Source organism: Caballeronia pedi (assembly GCF_001544915.2).
In the GTDB taxonomy this organism is placed as follows: Bacteria; Pseudomonadota; Gammaproteobacteria; order Burkholderiales; family Burkholderiaceae; genus Caballeronia; species Caballeronia pedi.
On record NZ_FCOE02000020.1, the window covers coordinates 31,078 to 47,463 of the forward strand.

Annotated in this window: 18 protein-coding genes; 8 read left to right on the forward strand and 10 right to left on the reverse strand. The window is 65.5% G+C overall.

Features of this window, described 5'->3' with window-relative positions:
- The first annotated feature begins 9 nt into the window (after nt 1-9).
- Nucleotides 10-987, forward strand: a complete 978-nt coding sequence (gene corA, locus AWB80_RS25730) for a magnesium/cobalt transporter CorA (protein WP_061177489.1) — start codon at nt 10-12, stop codon at nt 985-987.
- Here corA and AWB80_RS25735 read toward each other — a convergent pair whose 3' ends face one another.
- From AWB80_RS25735 to AWB80_RS25750, 4 genes are all read right to left on the reverse strand, one after another.
- The gene (locus AWB80_RS25735) at nt 988-1,767 is read right to left on the reverse strand and encodes a hypothetical protein (RefSeq protein WP_061177490.1); all 780 of its coding nucleotides are present in this window, start codon (nt 1,765-1,767) and stop codon (nt 988-990) included.
- Nucleotides 1,768-2,044: 277 nt separating this feature from the next.
- Complete coding sequence (locus AWB80_RS25740; protein WP_061177491.1) at nt 2,045-2,833, reverse strand: amino acid ABC transporter permease; 789 nt, start codon at nt 2,831-2,833, stop codon at nt 2,045-2,047.
- Nucleotides 2,820-3,593, reverse strand: coding sequence for an ABC transporter permease subunit (locus AWB80_RS25745; RefSeq protein ID WP_061177492.1), 774 nt, complete (start codon nt 3,591-3,593; stop codon nt 2,820-2,822). The genes AWB80_RS25740 and AWB80_RS25745 overlap by 14 nt, the downstream gene beginning before the upstream one ends.
- Nucleotides 3,551-4,396 (reverse strand): transporter substrate-binding domain-containing protein, encoded by an 846-nt coding sequence (locus AWB80_RS25750; protein WP_061177493.1) that lies wholly within the window; start codon nt 4,394-4,396, stop codon nt 3,551-3,553. Before AWB80_RS25750 ends, AWB80_RS25745 begins: the two co-directional genes overlap by 43 nt.
- Nucleotides 4,397-4,607: 211 nt before the next feature.
- Here AWB80_RS25750 and AWB80_RS25755 point away from each other — a divergent pair, with 211 nt between their 5' ends.
- From AWB80_RS25755 to AWB80_RS25775, 5 genes are read left to right on the forward strand one after another with little or no spacing between them, the layout of a single operon-like run.
- On the forward strand, nt 4,608-5,456 hold the full coding sequence (locus AWB80_RS25755; RefSeq protein ID WP_425266884.1) for an amino acid ABC transporter ATP-binding protein: 849 nt from the start codon (nt 4,608-4,610) through the stop codon (nt 5,454-5,456).
- Entirely contained in the window at nt 5,450-6,076 is a 627-nt protein-coding gene (locus tag AWB80_RS25760; protein WP_061177494.1) for a cysteine dioxygenase family protein, read from the forward strand. The genes AWB80_RS25755 and AWB80_RS25760 overlap by 7 nt, the downstream gene beginning before the upstream one ends.
- On the forward strand, nt 6,076-7,266 hold the full coding sequence (gene metC / locus AWB80_RS25765; RefSeq protein WP_061177495.1) for a cystathionine beta-lyase: 1,191 nt from the start codon (nt 6,076-6,078) through the stop codon (nt 7,264-7,266). Before AWB80_RS25760 ends, metC begins: the two co-directional genes overlap by 1 nt.
- Before the next feature lie 7 nt (nt 7,267-7,273).
- Nucleotides 7,274-8,890 (forward strand): rhodanese-like domain-containing protein, encoded by a 1,617-nt coding sequence (locus AWB80_RS25770; protein WP_061177496.1) that lies wholly within the window; start codon nt 7,274-7,276, stop codon nt 8,888-8,890.
- A 16-nt stretch (nt 8,891-8,906) separates the two neighbouring features.
- On the forward strand, nt 8,907-10,529 hold the full coding sequence (locus AWB80_RS25775; RefSeq protein ID WP_061177497.1) for a rhodanese-like domain-containing protein: 1,623 nt from the start codon (nt 8,907-8,909) through the stop codon (nt 10,527-10,529).
- A gap of 5 nt (nt 10,530-10,534) precedes the next feature.
- Here the strand turns inward: AWB80_RS25775 and AWB80_RS25780 are convergent, their stop codons facing one another.
- Nucleotides 10,535-11,311: a sulfite exporter TauE/SafE family protein gene (locus AWB80_RS25780; RefSeq protein ID WP_061177498.1), complete on the reverse strand. Its 777-nt coding sequence runs from the start codon at nt 11,309-11,311 to the stop codon at nt 10,535-10,537.
- Nucleotides 11,312-11,464: 153 nt separating this feature from the next.
- Between AWB80_RS25780 and AWB80_RS25785 the strand changes: the two genes are divergently transcribed.
- Nucleotides 11,465-11,665, forward strand: a complete 201-nt coding sequence (locus tag AWB80_RS25785; protein ID WP_061177499.1) for a hypothetical protein — start codon at nt 11,465-11,467, stop codon at nt 11,663-11,665.
- A 33-nt stretch (nt 11,666-11,698) separates the two neighbouring features.
- Here AWB80_RS25785 and AWB80_RS25790 read toward each other — a convergent pair whose 3' ends face one another.
- Entirely contained in the window at nt 11,699-12,658 is a 960-nt protein-coding gene (locus tag AWB80_RS25790) for a homocysteine S-methyltransferase family protein (RefSeq protein ID WP_061177570.1), read from the reverse strand.
- Nucleotides 12,659-12,875: 217 nt separating this feature from the next.
- On the opposite strand from AWB80_RS25790, the gene AWB80_RS25795 reads away from it, so the two are divergent.
- Nucleotides 12,876-13,916 carry a GlxA family transcriptional regulator gene (locus tag AWB80_RS25795; protein ID WP_061177500.1) on the forward strand — a complete coding sequence of 347 codons (1,041 nt, stop codon included), beginning with the start codon at nt 12,876-12,878 and terminating at the stop codon, nt 13,914-13,916.
- Here the strand turns inward: AWB80_RS25795 and AWB80_RS25800 are convergent.
- The 4 genes from AWB80_RS25800 to AWB80_RS25815 all read right to left on the reverse strand — a co-directional run bounded on the left by AWB80_RS25800 (nt 13,900) and on the right by AWB80_RS25815 (nt 16,344).
- Nucleotides 13,900-14,418 carry an SLATT domain-containing protein gene (locus AWB80_RS25800; protein WP_061177501.1) on the reverse strand — a complete coding sequence of 173 codons (519 nt, stop codon included), beginning with the start codon at nt 14,416-14,418 and terminating at the stop codon, nt 13,900-13,902. The two genes, AWB80_RS25795 and AWB80_RS25800, sit on opposite strands and share 17 nt — an antisense overlap.
- A gap of 75 nt (nt 14,419-14,493) precedes the next feature.
- The gene (locus tag AWB80_RS25805; protein WP_061177502.1) at nt 14,494-14,910 is read right to left on the reverse strand and encodes a VOC family protein; all 417 of its coding nucleotides are present in this window, start codon (nt 14,908-14,910) and stop codon (nt 14,494-14,496) included.
- Nucleotides 14,907-15,404: a helix-turn-helix domain-containing protein gene (locus AWB80_RS25810; protein ID WP_061177503.1), complete on the reverse strand. Its 498-nt coding sequence runs from the start codon at nt 15,402-15,404 to the stop codon at nt 14,907-14,909. The genes AWB80_RS25805 and AWB80_RS25810 overlap by 4 nt, the downstream gene beginning before the upstream one ends.
- A gap of 55 nt (nt 15,405-15,459) precedes the next feature.
- A complete protein-coding gene (locus AWB80_RS25815; RefSeq protein WP_061177504.1) occupies nt 15,460-16,344 on the reverse strand; it encodes a LysR family transcriptional regulator in 885 nt (294 codons plus the stop codon).
- Between the last annotated feature and the right edge of the window lie 42 nt (nt 16,345-16,386).

Consider the following 16,386-nt stretch of genomic DNA (forward strand, 5'->3'; position numbering starts at 1 on the left):
AGATCGATCATGCTGGTTGCCTGCGTTGCCTATCAGGATGGCCGTAAGCTCGGCGACATCACCGTCGAAGCGATCAGCGACTATGTGCAGAAGCCGGAATGCTTCGTCTGGGTCGCGCTCAAGGACCCCGATCCTGCCGAACTCGAAGCGATGAAAGAGGAATTCGATCTGCACGAACTCGCCGTAGAAGATGTGCGCGCGCATCATCAATGGCCGAAGATCGAGGAATATGGCGACTCGCTGTTCGCGGTGATGCACACCGTCGAGCAACAGGAAGACGGCAGTCTGCTGTTCGGCGAAGTGGATGTATTCGTCGGCAGAAACTACGTGCTCTCGGTACGCATGCGCGCGACGCGCGGCTTCAAGCGTGTGCGCGAGCGCTGCGAAAGCGAACCGCCGCTGCTCCGCCAAGGCTCCGCGTTCGTGCTCTATGCGTTGATGGATGACATCGTCGATGGCTATTTCGCCGTGCTGGAGACACTTACCGCCGAACTCGAAGTGCTCGAAGACCGCATTTTCGCGCGTCATGAAAACCGACAGTCACGCGAACTGATCGAGGATCTGTACCGTTTCAAGCGGCGGCTCGTCGTGTTGCGGCATCACATCGGACCGCTGCTCGAAGGCGTGGGCAAGCTGACCGGCGGGCGCGTGCCGGGCATCTGCGAAGGCATGACCGCGTACTTCAAGGATGTCTACGTTCATCTGGAACGGATCGTCGGCGCGATCGAGGGACGCCGCGAGATGGTGATCACCGCGATCCAGGTCAACCTCGGCATGATCGCGCTGGCCGACAGCGAAATCACCAAGCGCCTCGGGACATTCGCAGCGATGTTCGCGGTGCCGACCATGATCGCCGGGATCTACGGCATGAACTTCGAGCACATGCCGGAGTTGCATACGCAGTTTGGCTATCCGGTCGTGATCGCGGCGATCGTCACCATCGACACCTTGCTCTTTCGATGGTTTCGCAAGGCGAAGTGGATCTGATCAGTTCTTCTTCGTGCTGGGCTTCCAGCTACCGTCGGAGACCATGGCGGGTTTCGTGGGCGCGGGAATCGCCGCCACTTTCTGGATTTCCTTCGTCGCGGGCTTCGCTCGCGCGACTTCCGTGCGACGCAGGGGCTGCTTGCTCGCCTGCTTCTGCTTCGGCTCGACTTTCGCAGCAGCGACGCGTTGCGTGTTTTTCGCGCACGTACGATCGGACTTGTGCGAGCACACGGCGGCCGGTTTGGCGGCGACCTTCTGCGTGCGCTGCGCGCGTACCGCCGGCGCTTTCTTCTTTTCGACCGAACGTGCGGGAACGACCTTTTCGGTCACGCTGTCCTTGCTCGACGCGGCCACTGCAATCAATGGCGACGCCGATACGACCGGAGCCTGCGCGGCGACAGCAACCGGACGGCTCTCGACGAGCTTGTCGGCGGCCGCTTCGACCTTCGGCGGCGCCGGTCGAACCGCGCCCACGACCGCGACAGGCAACGCGTTCGCGCGTAGCGTCGATGTGTGTTGCTCGAAATACGCGCGTACCAGAAAGCACGCGCCGATCACGACGGCGCCCATCACCACCGTGGCCAGCACGGAATTCGACACGCGTTGCGTATCGAGCACGGCTGCGCCACCGCTCTCGGGCGCGGGCAAACGCGCTTCGTATTCGCGCGGGCGCCTGATCCGCTCCGCGCGGCGCTTCTCGCCGAAGTCCCGGAAATGGCGCGTCACGCCGCGCGCCGCCTCGACCGCACGCACCGCCGTTTCGGCCCCCTTGGTCAGCACGGCTCCATGCCGGTCCGCACCGCAAAACGGGCACGCGGGCTCATCGACTGAGGACAGGGTTTCGCATCGGGGGCAGATGACTGAGTAAAGCGGCGAGCCACCGCCTCGCTGGTCCATTGTCACACTCCATCCGAATCATTTCGGAAGGCCGATCGACAATCAGCGATCGCCCGGTCGCAAGTAATACATACGAATCACCGTAGCACACCGGGCATCGTTTCGGAAGCGGAAACCACCCCTACGAAGGGGCGCTCAATCATCAGTGGAATCGGGTCGCTCAGGCGTGCAGACGGCGCTCGAACACGCGCGTCGCGAGCGTCACGGGATAGCAATAGGCAAAGAACATCGCGAGCGTGCTCATGTACATGAGCACGGTGAAGCTCGAATGCGCGACCGTCGTGCTCGCGATCTGCGCGGTGTCGAGCACGTCGTGGATGCCGACGAGCGATGACAGCGCCGTGCCCATCGTGATGATCGCGTACACGTTCATCCACGGCGGCAACATGCGGCGCGCGCACTGCGGCAACACGATCAGCACGAGGATCTGTCTGCGCGACATCGCGAGCGAGCTGGCGGCGTCCCATTGTGCAGACGGAATCGACTGCACCGCACCGCGAAACACTTCGGCGATGTTCGCGCTCGCGGGCAGCGCGAGCGCCGCGATCACTTTGAGCCAGTCGGGAAACGGCACGACGTGGCCCGCAATCGTGAACTCGAATGGAAACACATACGTCGTGAAGAAGATCAACACGAGCCAGGGCGCGTTGCGAAAGGCCTGAATCCAGAGCCGCGCGATGCGTCCCGCCGCGCCGCTCAGCAACGCCAGCGCGCCGACGAGCAAGCCGATCAACGTCCCGAGCGCGAGCGCGCCGAGGCTCACGCCCACATTCACCGTGAAGCCGCGCAGCAACGCGGGCAGCCAGCGCAGGAACGACGCGAGCAACTGCGCGCCGGAGATGTCGCGCGGCGCGAGCAGCCAGAGCGCCATCGCCGCCAGGATGATGGTGGCGCACGCATAGGCTCCCGAGCCGATGCGAACCCGCGCATCGAACTTAACCCTGCCCATAACCAGGCACCGAAAGCCGGCGCTCGATCCAGCGGCCCGACACATTGACGAGCGCCGTGAGCGCGTAGAAGAACAGCAGGATCAGCAGCATCAATGCGAGCACGTTGTCGCGCTGCGTCCAGATCATGATCGACTGATACGTGATGTCGCCGACCGCGATCGCCGATGCGATCGCCGACGCCTTCACCAGTTCGACCGCATTGTTGACGAGCGCGGGCAACGCCGTGCGCAGCGCCAGCGGCAACTCGATGCTCCAGAAGCGCGCGCGCCGCGAAAAGCCGAGCGATTCCGCGCCTTCGAGCGTCTCGCGCGGCAGCGCCCCGAATCCCGCGCGCAACGCTTCCGCATGAAACGCGCCCTTGTTGATCGAAAGCACGATGACGACCCACAGAAACGGCTTGAGCGGATTGTCGGCGCCGTGCGCGTGCAGGGCTTGCGTGATCAGCGTATTGAGCACGAGAAACGCGCAATACAACTGCACGATGGTCGGCGTGTTGCGCGTGAGTTCGATCACGCCGCGCGCCACACCCGCAATCGACGCGCTCTGCGAACGCAACGCGACCAGCAGCACGACGCCGACGAGCGCACTGCCCGCGAGCGTCGCCATGACGAGGCCGATGCTCAAGGCGATGCCATCGATGAACGACACGCGATCGTAGTGATCGAGCAGAAAGCGGTAATCGAGTCCGGCATGCGCCGCTCGTTCGATGAACGCATTCACTTCGACGACACCGCTGTCGACGCATACTGCGTGCGCCATTGCGCGAGCGCGGGCGAAGGCGGCGTCAGCCCGTTCTTCGCTTCCTCGTCGATGAGCCATCCCGTGCGATGCCAGTCACGCACGATCGGATCGAGCCGCGCGGCGATGTCCTTCTCGCCCTGCCGCACCCAGATCACCGATGGTGACGGAATCAGTTCCGGCTGCAAGGTGCGATAGTTGCGCCATTCCGGATCGCGCGCCTGCAACGGATAAAGCAGCGGCGCGGCGTCGTGCACCGCGGCCACGCAGTTGCCGCCCTTCAGCGCGAGCAATGACTCGGCCGCGCCGGGGAACGCACGCGGAATCGCGCCATAGCGTTCGACGACCGGCTTGATATAGCTGCTGCCCTGCGAGATGCACACGGGCTTGCCGCGCAGGTCTTCCCAGCGCGTGATGCCGCTCGAATTCGCGGTGATCGCCGTGCCGCCGACCTGGTAATACGGCGTCGCGACATGATCGAGAATCTCGCCGCGCTGCTCCGTGTACTCCATGTTGGCGACGAGAATATCGACCTTGCCTTGCTGAAGGAACTGCACGCGCGTGGACGGCTGCACCGAGACGAGCTGCACGCCGACGCCGAGCCGCTTCGCCAGATCCTGCGCGAGGTCCACGTTGAAGCCGCGCAGCTTCTGCGTCGCCGGATCGATGGAACCGAACGGGCCGCCCGTGATCATCACGCCAACGACGAGTTCATGCCGCGAATTGATCTTGTCGAGCGTCGCATCGGCATGGGCCGCGCCGATGCCCGCGAGCAATAGCGCAGTAGTTCGGACGAGCGAGCGAAGGTGAACGGCGAATGACATCGAAGCCTCGAAAGCTGGAGTAGTGAAAGGACACGCCAGCGTACGCAAAGGCCTTCGGACAGGGAACGAATCTGATCTGCTTTACAAAGCACGCGCGAAGAAAAAAGCATCGTGCATGCGCGAATAACCTTGTGACGATTGCTTGGTTCGAAAAGGCTTGCCGCGTTTCTAGAATGAGCATTCCTTTTTTGCAGCGACAACGATCCGCCACATGATGTCACTCGTCCATGGACGCGCTGCCTTGTCCGCCACTCATTCTTCAGGCCACGATGCGCCCGCGCTCGTCACCTTGCGCGACGTGCATCTGTCGTATGGCGACGCCGCCGTGCTGCGCGGCATCGATCTGACCGTGCGCCGCAATCAGGCCGTGTCGATCATCGGACCTTCGGGCTCGGGCAAATCGACTATCCTGCGCTGCATCAACGGGCTCATCGCGCCCAAGCGCGGCGAAGTGCGCGTGGGCGGCGTCGATGTCGGCGCGCTGAAACGCGATGACGAGAAGATCGCGCTGCGCAAGCGCATTGGTTTCGTGTTCCAGCAATACAACCTGTTTCCGCATCTGAGCGCGCTGCAGAACCTCACCATCGCGCCGATGCGCGTGCTCGGCGCAAGTCGCGCCGAAGCCGAACACACCGCGCACGCGCTGCTCGCGAAAGTGCAGCTCGCCGACAAGGCCGGCGCGTATCCCGGCGAACTGTCGGGCGGGCAGCAGCAACGCGTCGCGATCGCACGCGCGCTGGCGATGCAACCCGAGCTGATCCTGTTCGACGAAGTGACTTCCGCGCTCGATCCGCAGACTGTCGGCGAAGTGCTCAATGTTATCGGCGAACTCGTCGACGAAGGGCTCACGTGCGTGCTGGTCACGCATGAAATGCGCTTTGCCGAGGACATCAGCGATCGCGTGGCCTATACCGAAGGCGGCGTGATCGTCGAGGAAGGCGCGCCCGAACAGATCTTTCATGCGCCGCGCGACGAACACACGCGGCGCTTTCTCGACAGCACGCAAAGCCGTGCGCGACGCACCCGTTCATCCCTGAAACTCGCTTCGATTCCATCGTGACCCACATCTCCGCTTCATCGACCACGCCTGTCACCGAGCGACACGAACGCGTCGAATCGCTCATCGCGCAAACGCACGCGATCCTCGAACGCGACGGCCTCACGCGCGCTGCGCTCGCGCATATCGCCGACGCGCTTCAGACGCTCGCCGCGCGGCCCGAGCTGTTCTCGCGCGACGATTTCCCGCCGCCCGATGCATCGAGCGGCGATACATCGACGCGTTATCGCGTCAATCCCGGCAGCGACGGCATTGCGCTGTATCTGAACTCGCTGTTGCCGGGCAAGACGACGATTCCGCATAACCACGATACGTGGGCCGTGATCGTCGCGGTAGAAGGCAGCGAGCTGAACCGCGTGTATCGCCGCACCGATGATCGCAGCGACGCGGACCGCGCGAGCATCGAACTCGATCGCGAAGTGCTCGTCGAGCCCGGCACGCCGATCGCCTTCCTGCCCGACGATATCCACAGCATCCATGTGACGGGCGCGCGTCCGACGCTGCATTTCCATCTGTACGGCAGGCCGCTCGAAACGCTGTCGGGACGGCTCGGCTTCGAGGACGGCAGAATCGTGCGCTACAACCAGACGCATCTGCATCGGCAGACGCAGGCGGTCGGCTGATGGACGAGCGCGTTCACGCCCCGTCCACGCGTGTTCTGCACGCCGGCCTCGGCACCTTCGACGATGGCGCCGCGCCCGTCAACGTGCCGGTCGTGCGCACGAGCACCGTGCGCTTCGCCTCGGCCGCGGATTACGAGCGGCTGCATCGGCTGCGTCATGACGGCGAGAATGTCGCGACCTACGGCCGCCACGGCACCGCGACGCATCGTGCGCTCGAAGCGGCCATCGGCGAGCTGGAAGGCGCGGCGCATGTGCTGCTCGCGCCATCGGGCTTGTCCGCGATCACGCTCACCTTTCTGGCGCTGCTCGCGCCGGGCGATCACGTGCTGATTCAGGACAGCGTGTATGGGCCGGTGCGCGAACGCATCGAACCGTTGCTCGCGCGGCTCGGCATCGAAGCGACCTACTTCGCTGCGCAGGACGGCCCGCCGCGTCACGCGCTGCGCGCGAACACGCGGCTCGTGTATGTCGAATCGCCGGGTTCGTTTCTGTACGAGATCATCGATCTGCCCGCCTTTGGCGCGTTCGCGCGCGAGCACGGACTCATCGTCGCCGCCGACAACACGTGGAGCGCGGGCTGGCTGCATCAGCCGCTCGCATACGGCGCGCATGTGTCGATCCAGGCGACGACCAAGTACGCCGGCGGTCACTCCGATTTGATGCAGGGCGCGGTGAGCACGAACGAAGCCGCGCTCGCACAACGCCTGCGCGACACGCACGAAGCGCTCGGCTTGTCGGTCGGCGCGGACGATGCGTATCTCGCGTTGCGCGGCATCCGGACCATCGGCGTGCGGCTCGCGCAGCACGCGCGTCATGCGCTCGCGGTCGCGCAATATCTGCAAGGCGAGAACGCGGTCGCGCGCGTGTTTCATCCCGCATTGCCGGACGATCCGAATCATGCGCTATGGCAGCGCGATTTTCGCGGCGCGAACGGGCTCGTGTCGTTTGCGTTCATGCCGCGTCACGACGTAACGCATGCACGCGCCTTCGTCGATGCGCTGCGGCTCTTTTCGCATGGCGCATCGTGGGGCGGCTTCGAAAGCCTCGCGCTCGTCGCACCCGCGGCGCGGCTGCGCGCGCATAGCGACTTCGCCAGCGATGCGCCCGTCGTGCGTCTGCATGTGGGCCTCGAACATCCGTCCGATCTCATCGACGATCTGCGCCGCGCCTTTCGTCTCACTTGTACCTGACCGATCCATGCCCTTAGCCCTCGACGCTGTTCGCTTCATCGACGCATCCACGCTGCGCCACTGGCTCAACGACGGCCGCGAGATCGCGCTGCTCGACGTGCGCGAAGCCGGGCAATTCGGCGAAGGCCATCCGTTCTTCGCGACGCCCCTGCCCTTCAGCCGGCTCGAACTCGATGCGCCGCGTCTGTTGCCGCGTGCGAACGTGCGCATCGTTCTGCTCGACGACGGCTCGCCCGCGCAAGGCGCGAGCGTCGCGCAGCGGGCCGCCGCGCGTCTGCGGCAGCGCGGTTACGACGACATCGCGATACTCGAAGGCGGCGCGAGCGCCTGGCAACGCGCGGGCTATACGCTCTTTCGCGGCATCAACGTGCCGTCGAAGACGTTCGGCGAACTCGTCGAACGCGAGTACGGCACGCCGCATGTCAGTGCCGTCCAGTTACAGCGATGGCGCGCGGAACGCGGCGGCTGTCCGATCGCGCTCATCGACGGGCGCACGCCCGAGGAGCACCGCAAGATGGCGATACCGGGCGCGGTCTGCGTGCCCAACGGCGAACTCGCCGCGCATATCGACGCATTCGCGGGCTCGCCCGACACGACCATCGTGATTCATTGCGCGGGACGCACTCGCAGCATCATCGGCGCGCAGACCTTGCGCAATCTCGGTATTCGCCGTGACGTGTTCGCACTCGAGAACGGCACGCAAGGATGGGCGCTCGCGGGCTTCGAGCTCGAACATGGCAGCACGCGCGGTCATGCCGAGGCGCTGCCCGCAGGCTCCGACGCGCGCGCACGTGCGCAAGCGCTCGCGCAGCGCGTCGGCGTCGCTGCGCTCGATGAACGCGCCGCGCGCGCATGGCTCGACGACGCCACGCGCACGACCTATCTGCTCGACGTGCGCACGCTGGCAGAATATGCGCGCGACGGCCTGCCGTTCGCGCAACACGCTCCCGGCGGTCAGCTCGTGCAGGCGACCGATCAGAGCGTGGCCGTGCGGCATGCGCGTCTGCTGCTCGTGGACCACGACGGCATTCGCGCGCCGGTCGTCGCGCACTGGCTCGTGCAACTGGGCTTCGAGGCCGCCACCGTCGATGCGGAAATCGCCGCGCGCCTTACGCCGCGCGAGCAGGCACAGGCCGCACGCGATGACGATGCAAGCGCGCATCCGAATGTCGCCGATGAATCCATCGTGCTCGATCTGCGTGCGAGCGCCGCGCATGAACACGCGCGGCCTGCGGGTTCGCACTGGACGATTCGTCCACGCGTCTTCGATACCTTGCGCGATGCGCAAGCGACGCACGATACGCCCATCGTGCTCTTCACCGATCCGAACGCGCGCCCTGCCGCCCGCCTCGTCGCCGATGATCTGCGTGACGCGGGCTTTGCTGATGTGTCGATCGTGGCGAGTGGAATCGACGGGTGGAAAGGCGCTGTTGATCGCGCTGAACTGCATCTCACGCCCGCGCGACGCATCGACTTTCTCTTTTTCGTGCATGATCGTCACGAAGGCAATCTCGATGCCGCGCGCGCCTATCTCGCGTGGGAAACCGGCCTCATCGCGCAGTGCGCGGCCGACGAACTGGCCGCATTCCGCGTCGGCGAAGCGGCGCTGCTCACGCAGCCATAACGAACATCACACACTCATGTCCGACAAGAAGCCTTACCCCGTGCGCACGTTCGAAGACGTGCGCGAAACGCTGCTCGCCAAACGCGAAATCGCCTTGCTCGACGTGCGCGAGGAAGACCCGCACGCACAGTGTCATCCGCTTTTCGCGGCGAATTTTCCGCTCTCGCGCATCGAACTCGATGCGTACGCGCGCCTGCCGCGCCGCAACGCGCCGATCGTCCTGCTCGATAACGGCGAAGGCCTCGCCGCGCGCGCCGCCGACAAGCTCGCCGAGCTCGGCTTCACGGATGTCGCGCTGCTCGCGGGCGGTCTCGACGGCTGGATTCGCGCGGGCGGCGAAGTCTTCCGCGACGTCAACGTGCCGAGCAAGGCGTTCGGCGAGTTCGTCGAAGCGAAGCGCCATACGCCCTCGCTTTCCGCCGAAGCGCTCGATGCGTTGCTGAAGAATGGCGACGACCTCGTGGTGCTCGATGCGCGCCGTTTCGACGAATATCGCACCATGAACATTCCCGGCAGCGTCAGCGTGCCGGGCGCGGAACTCGTGCTGCGCGCGCGTGCGCTCGCGCCCGATCCGGCCACGCGCGTCGTCGTGAATTGCGCGGGCAGGACGCGCAGCATCATCGGCGCGCAATCGCTCGTCAATGCGGGGCTGCCGAATCCGGTGGCCGCGCTGCGCAACGGCACGATCGGCTGGACGCTCGCGGGGCAGACGCTGGAGCACGGCAGCGCGCGCCGCTTCGATCCGGACGCGGGACGCGACGCGAACCATCTCGACGCTTCGCGAGAGGCGGCGCTCGCGCTCGCAACGCGCGCAGGCGTGCGCCGCACTTCGCTCGATGAAGCCGCGCGCTGGGCCGGCGATGTATCACGCACGACGTATCGCTTCGATGTACGCACGCCCGACGAATACGAAGCCGCGCACGCGAGCGGATTGCGCAGCGCGCCGGGCGGCCAGCTCGTGCAGGAAACGGAGATGTTCGCGCCGGTGCGCGGCGCGCGCGTCGTGCTCTTCGATGACGACGGCGTGCGCGCGAACATGACGGCGTCGTGGCTCGCGCAGATGAACATCGAAACCTATGTCGTCGATGATGCCACGCCGCGCGATCTCACCGAAAACGGCGCGTGGCAGCCGCAGCGGCCCGCGCCCGCGACCGCGACCGCGCCGACGCTGTCGCCGCAGCAACTCGCGGCATTGCTCGACGATGCGTCGAGCGGCGTCGTGCTGCTCGACTTCGCGCCGAGCGCGAGCTACGTGAAGGCGCACATTCCCGCTGCGCACTGGATTCTGCGCTCGCATCTCACGCCCGCTCATGACGACTTGCGCACGCTGCCCGATGCGAAGCGCTACGTGCTCACATGCGGCACGAGCGCGCTCGCGTCCTACGCGGCCGCCGATGTCGCGGCGTTGACGCGCCAGCCCGTTCACGTCCTAGAAGGCGGCAATGCGGCCTGGAGCCGCGCCGGCTTGCCGACCGAAAGCGGCGAAGCGAGGCTCGCGTCGCCGCGCATCGATCGCTATCGCCGTCCGTATGAAGGCGTAGACAATGCGCGCGAGGCGATGCAGGCGTATCTCGACTGGGAATACGGGCTCGTCGCGCAACTGGAAAGCGACGGCACGCATGGGTTCTTCGTGATCTGAGCGGATCAGGAGACGATGGTCGCGTAATACCCCATCCCCAGATGGATCAGCTCGCCGACGATCACCACGACGAGCAGTCCCACGATCCAGCGCCGCGCCTGCTCGGAGATCGCAAGCCTTGCGCCCAGCAGGCCGCCGGCGACGCTGCCGAGCGCCATGATGCCGCCCGTCTTCCAGTCGATGCTCTGATGCGCGGCGAAGATCGCCATCGCCACGACCGTCGTGGTGAGCGTCGCCAGATTCTTGATCGCGTTCGCCTCGACGAGCGTGATGCCGCACGTCAGCACGAGCACGAGCAACATGTAGGTGCCCGAGTCCAGCACGATGAAGCCGGTCCAGATACCGACAATGAACAGCAGGGACATCGGTTTCCAGTCCAGCCGGACGTCGCTGTCGGATGCCGATGTCAGCAGGTTCTTGAGCTTCGTCAGCACGAGGATGAGCGCGACGACCACCGCGGCCACGATCGCCAGCCTGAGATCGTGGCTCGGCATGAGTTCGCTCAGCAGCGCGCCGACGGCGGCGCCCAGCGTGAGCGGAGCGGCAACGATGAGTGCGCGTTTCCATGGAATCGCGCCTTCGCGCGCCAGCCCGACCGTTGCGGCGAGCGCGCCGACGAGGACCGGCACGCGATTGGTTGCATTGGCTGCGACCGCATGAAGGCCGACCGCCATCAGGACCGGCAGCGAGACCGCCGACCCCGACGACGCGACCGTGTTGAGGAAGCCGCAGAACAGCCCCGCAACGATGACGATGACGATGGTTTCCGGCGTGAAGGCCATGACATTCCCTTCGCTGAAGCGATTAATCGATCGATCGCAGTCTAGGGAGTTGCCGGTGGGTTGTCTGTCCTCACGAAATGGGACAGGAAATCGGTTAACACAGAGCTAAGTCAGTGCCTCCAGAATGCATCGCATGCCGGATCGGAGGAAAAAATGAGCCTGCTAACCGATGAAAGAATGACCACGTTGAGCGAGATCGCCGCCGATTGTTTCGACGTAGATTTCCACGGCGATGCGTTTGGGAAAGGCATACTCGTGAAGCCGCTGGATATCGTGCGCGCGCTGGAGAATGCCTACGACATGGGGTTGATCGCGGGGTATCGGTTGACGCAGGGGACGGGCCGTGGGCGGTGAGCACCGCGCCCGGCCGCCTCACGACGCAACGCCTCACGCGACCTGCGCCCTCGCCCCCTTCATCGCGCCGCAGATCGCGCTCACATGCCGATGATCCGTGCCACAACACCCACCCACCACATTCATGCGCGGCAGCAACGCGTTCAGCGCGCGATACTGCGCACCGAGTTCGTCGGGATCGCCGTCGTCGAGATCGGCGGCGTCGTCGAGTTCGGCATGACTGCGCCGTGACGCGTTGGCGCGAATGCCCTGCACGCGGTCGCGCCATGCGCCGCCATCGCCGAGCACGGTTTCGAAATGCGACGGATGCGCGCAATTGATCATGTAGTACGCGGCATACGCGTCCGTTTCGGCATCCGCGCGCTCGATGACATCGCGCAGTGCATCGCCCGAAGGCAGACGGCCATCGGTTTCGAGCGTGAACGAGATCGCCACGGGCATGCCGCGCGCACGCGCCGCGTCGATCACGCCGATGCCCTCTTCCGGATACGTGATCGTGAAGGCCGCGATCATGTCCGCGTCGGTTGCCGCGAGCGTGTCGATCTGCGGCTGGTGATACGCACGCGCCTCTTCGCGGCTCATGCGCGACTCGACGCGATACGCATCGCCGCGCGGCCCCAGACATCCGCTGATGACGATGGGCGTGTCCGGCGTTTCAAACGCTGCGCGCACCCGCACGAGCAGATCGATCGCCTGCCGGTTGGCGTGCGCGAGCGCGGCATCGGAATAGCCCAGCTTGCGGCCCCAGTCCGCATTCGCGCGCCACGTCGGCGCTTCGAGCACGAGGCCGACGCCCTCGCTTTTCGCCAGCGCGGCATAGCGCCGGAAATAGGCGTCGAGGCGCGCCGTGCCCGCGGCGTCCTTCAGAAGATCGAACGCGGCGAAGCACGGCAGCTCGATGCCATCGTGAAAGATCAAGGTCGTTTCGATGCCGCCGTCGCTCATGAAAAGCGCGTCGTCGAGCTGCGGCAGGTGCGTGCGGTACTGGCTCATGGTCATGCTCCGTCAACTGGGTCCACGTCGAGAAAGTGCGCCGGCAATGCCCAATGAAAGAAGGAGATACAACACGCGCGCTGCGGCGCCCGTTCCTGCGGCGCGCGCTGGCGCGACGGCCTTCCTTACACTTAAATAACATTGCGACGGAGCCACGATACGACCCGCGCGCGTGCGACACCAAAGCCATTTCGGCAACTAACCGGACAAAACGGCCATGAACGAGCGATCACCCGTGCGCATCTGCATCCTTGCACTGCCTGAGACGTCGGCGTCGGTGGTGTACGGCATGTACGACATGTTCATGTCGGCGGGACGCGACTGGGGTCTCATCGTCGAGGGCACGCCGGGGCGCGCGCCGATCGCGCCGCTGGTCGTGTCGCGTCACGGCGGCGCGTTCATCGCCGGCAACAACGTGCGCATCACGGCGGACGCGCCGCTCGACGCCTGCGATGACGCCGATGTCGTCTGCGTGCCCGAGTTGCTGGTGCCGCCCGGCGAGCCGCTCGCGGGCCGTTTCGACGATGAAATCGCGTGCCTGCGACGTTGCCACGCGAAGGGCAAGATCCTCGCGACGGCATGCTCGGGCGCGATTCTGCTCGCGGAAGCGGGCCTGCTCGACGGCCTCGATGCGACCACGCACTGGGCGTATTGCGATTTCATGTCACGGCAATATCCGTCGATCAGAGTGCGCGCGCATCGCGCGCTCGTCGCATCGGGCGACGGTGAGCGGCTCATCATGGCGGGCGGCGGCACCTCGTGGCTCGATCTCGCGCTGTATCTGATCGCGCGGCTCGCGGGCATCGAAACCGCGATGCAGACGGCGCGCATCAATCTCGTCGACTGGCATGACGTCGGCCAGCAACCGTTCGCGCGGCTCGCGCGCACGCGCCAGGCAGAAGATGCGGTCATCGCGCGGTGTCAGTCGTGGATCGCCGAGCACTATGCGCAGCCCTCGCCTGTCGGCGCGATGATGCAGATGAGCGGCCTGCCCGAGCGCTCGTTCAAGCGCCGCTTTCAGCAGGCGACCGGCATGTCGCCGCTCGCGTACGTGCATACGCTGCGGCTGGAGGAAGCCAAGCAGATGCTCGAAACCGACCGTCAGCCGATCGAGGCTATCGCCAATGAAGTCGGCTACGAAGACGCGGGCTTTTTCAGCCGACTGTTCAGACGCAAGGTGAGTCTCACGCCGGCGCAATACCGCCGCCGTTTCGGCGCGATGCGCGATGCGATCGGCTGCATCAGCGAGACTCGCTGAGGGCCGCGTTCGCCGATCGGCGCGGCAAATGCGGCGCGGTCTGCGCGATGTGATCGAGTTCGTCGCGAACCGCGTCGATCACGCAGGCGTCGCGCACGCAGGGATCGGCGGCGTGGATCGCTTCGAGCCGCCGACGCACCGCGCCGTACTGCGCGCCCGCGCGGCGATGCAGCTCGGCGCGCTCGCTGTAGCGCAAGAACGTCTGCAAGGAGGCGAGCACGGCGGCGCTCAGACTCGTCATGCCGATGACGATGCGCACGTCCGGCGACATCGCCGTCGCGACCAGCGACAGAAACGCCGACGTGCCGGTCGCCGCCGTGATGCCGATGACGGCGAGGCCCAGACGCCGGCCGCAGCGCGTCAGGCGGTCGGCCATCGCGTAGTGGAGCATCTGCGATTCGCGCGCGCGGCGGATCCACGTCAGCACGAGCGAGGCCGTGTCGCGCGGCGGATCGTACAAGGCGGTAGCGGTTTGTTGCGGTGGTCGGGACGTATCGGTCATGTTCTTAAACGCTGTGCGAACAGACCTCATCTTTGCCGCGAACGCGGACAGATCGCGTCCCGATGGGACGGCGTCTTAGCTCTCGTTGCGCGCCGCCTGGATCATTTTCCAGCCGTTGCCGGCGGGATCGCGGAATCCGGCATCGACACTGCCGTAGCGATCGACCGGCTCCTGCGTGAATTCCACGCCGAGCTTTTTCAGCCGTTCGTAGCTCGCGCGGCAATCGGCGACATTGAGCACGAGCGGCGGCATCGCGCCCTTGGCGACCATCGCGCGCAGGGTTTGCGCGGTCGCTTCGTCGTGCACGGGCGGGCCGGGCGCGAACAGGCCGAGCTGGAACGACGGCTGATCCGGATGCTGCACGGTGAGCCATCGGTAGGTGCCGTTGCGCACATCGGTGTGAACGTTGAAGCCGAGCTTGTCGACGTAAAACGCGAGCGCTTCGTCCTGATCGTCGACATAGATGCCTGCCACGCTGATGCCCTGGTTCATGTGACCTCCTTCGTTGAAGATGGGCGCACTGTACCTTTCGCGACGCGCCGCCGCTTCTCCAAAACTGCGATGTTGAGATCGGGGCGCTGCGCGGCCTTCAGCACGCAGGCGGGCACGCGATCGATCGCGTGGTTGTCGCTGCGGGATGCGGCGCGCATCGCGCTCGGGCTGCGGCCGGTGATGTCGCGAAAGATGCGGCCGAAAGTGCCGAGGCTTTCCCAGCCGGTGACGAATGCGATGTCGGTGATGGGAAGATCGGTATCGCGCAACAGCGTGACGGCCTGCTCGATGCGCCGCGTCAGCAGATAGCGATGCGGCGGAAGGCCGAACGCGCGCTTGAACGAGCGCGCGAAATGGGCTTCCGAGACGCCGCTGACTTCGGCGAGGCGCCTGACCGGCCAGTCCTCGTGCGACGACGCATCCATGCGGTCTTTCGCGCGCAGAAGGCGGCGCAGCAGTGCGGGGTCCTGCTCGGCGTGGTCGCGAGACGGCATGTGGGGTTCAGGGCGAAAACAGTGTGCGGCTAGTTTATCCGGACGCGCTCCCCCCTCACAGCAACGGCAGCGTGAGCCTGATATGTTCCGCGAACGCCGCCGTCAACAGCGACGGCCGCTCCCGCGCGAACTTCAGCGATATGCCCACGCAAGGCAACGCGGGCAATCCGGTATCCGCGTTCAGCACGCAAAGATCCGCCGGCACCGCAGTCTGCGTGATGACCGCGAAAGCCTGACCCGAGCGCACCAGCGCGATGAGGCCCGCGAGACTGCTGCTCGCATACGCGATGCGATACGCCTTGCCCACGCGGCGCAACGCCTCGCACGCGGCGATGTGATCGAGCGTGTCCGGGTCGGAGAGCGCGAGCGGCAACGGATCGTAGTGCGCGGATTCCATCCCCGGGCAGCCGATCCACACGAGTTGCTCGCGCCGGATGACCTCGCCGCCGGGGCTGTCGTCGGGCAGCGAGAGCATCGCGAGATCCAGCGCGCGTTTCTTCAACTGCTCGGCGAGCCGGGGCGTCGGGCCGCACACGACTTCCACCAGCGCATGCGGGTGCTGGCTGGAAAACTGCCGCAGCAACGTCGGCAGAAAAACGGCGGCGTAATCGTCCGGACAGCCGAAGCGGATGCTGCCCGAAAGACCCTTGCCGCAGAGATCCGCCATGGCTTCGTCATGCAGGCGCAGGATGCGTTGCGCGTGAACCAGCAGGCGCTCGCCGGGATTCGTCAGCACGACGCCACGGCCGGTGCGCTGAAAGAGCGGCTGATCGACGATATCCTCCAGCCGCTTCATCTGCTGGCTGAGCGCAGATTGCGTCCGGCCAATGCGTTCCGCGGCGCGGCTCAGCGCCCGCACTTCGGCGATGACCGCGAACGAGCGCAGCAATTCGATCTCCAGCGAAAGGCTCAAGATATTAGATCCTCTTCTATCTCGCATTAGAACTATTCGATTCTATAAAACCACAGCGCCGACTACACT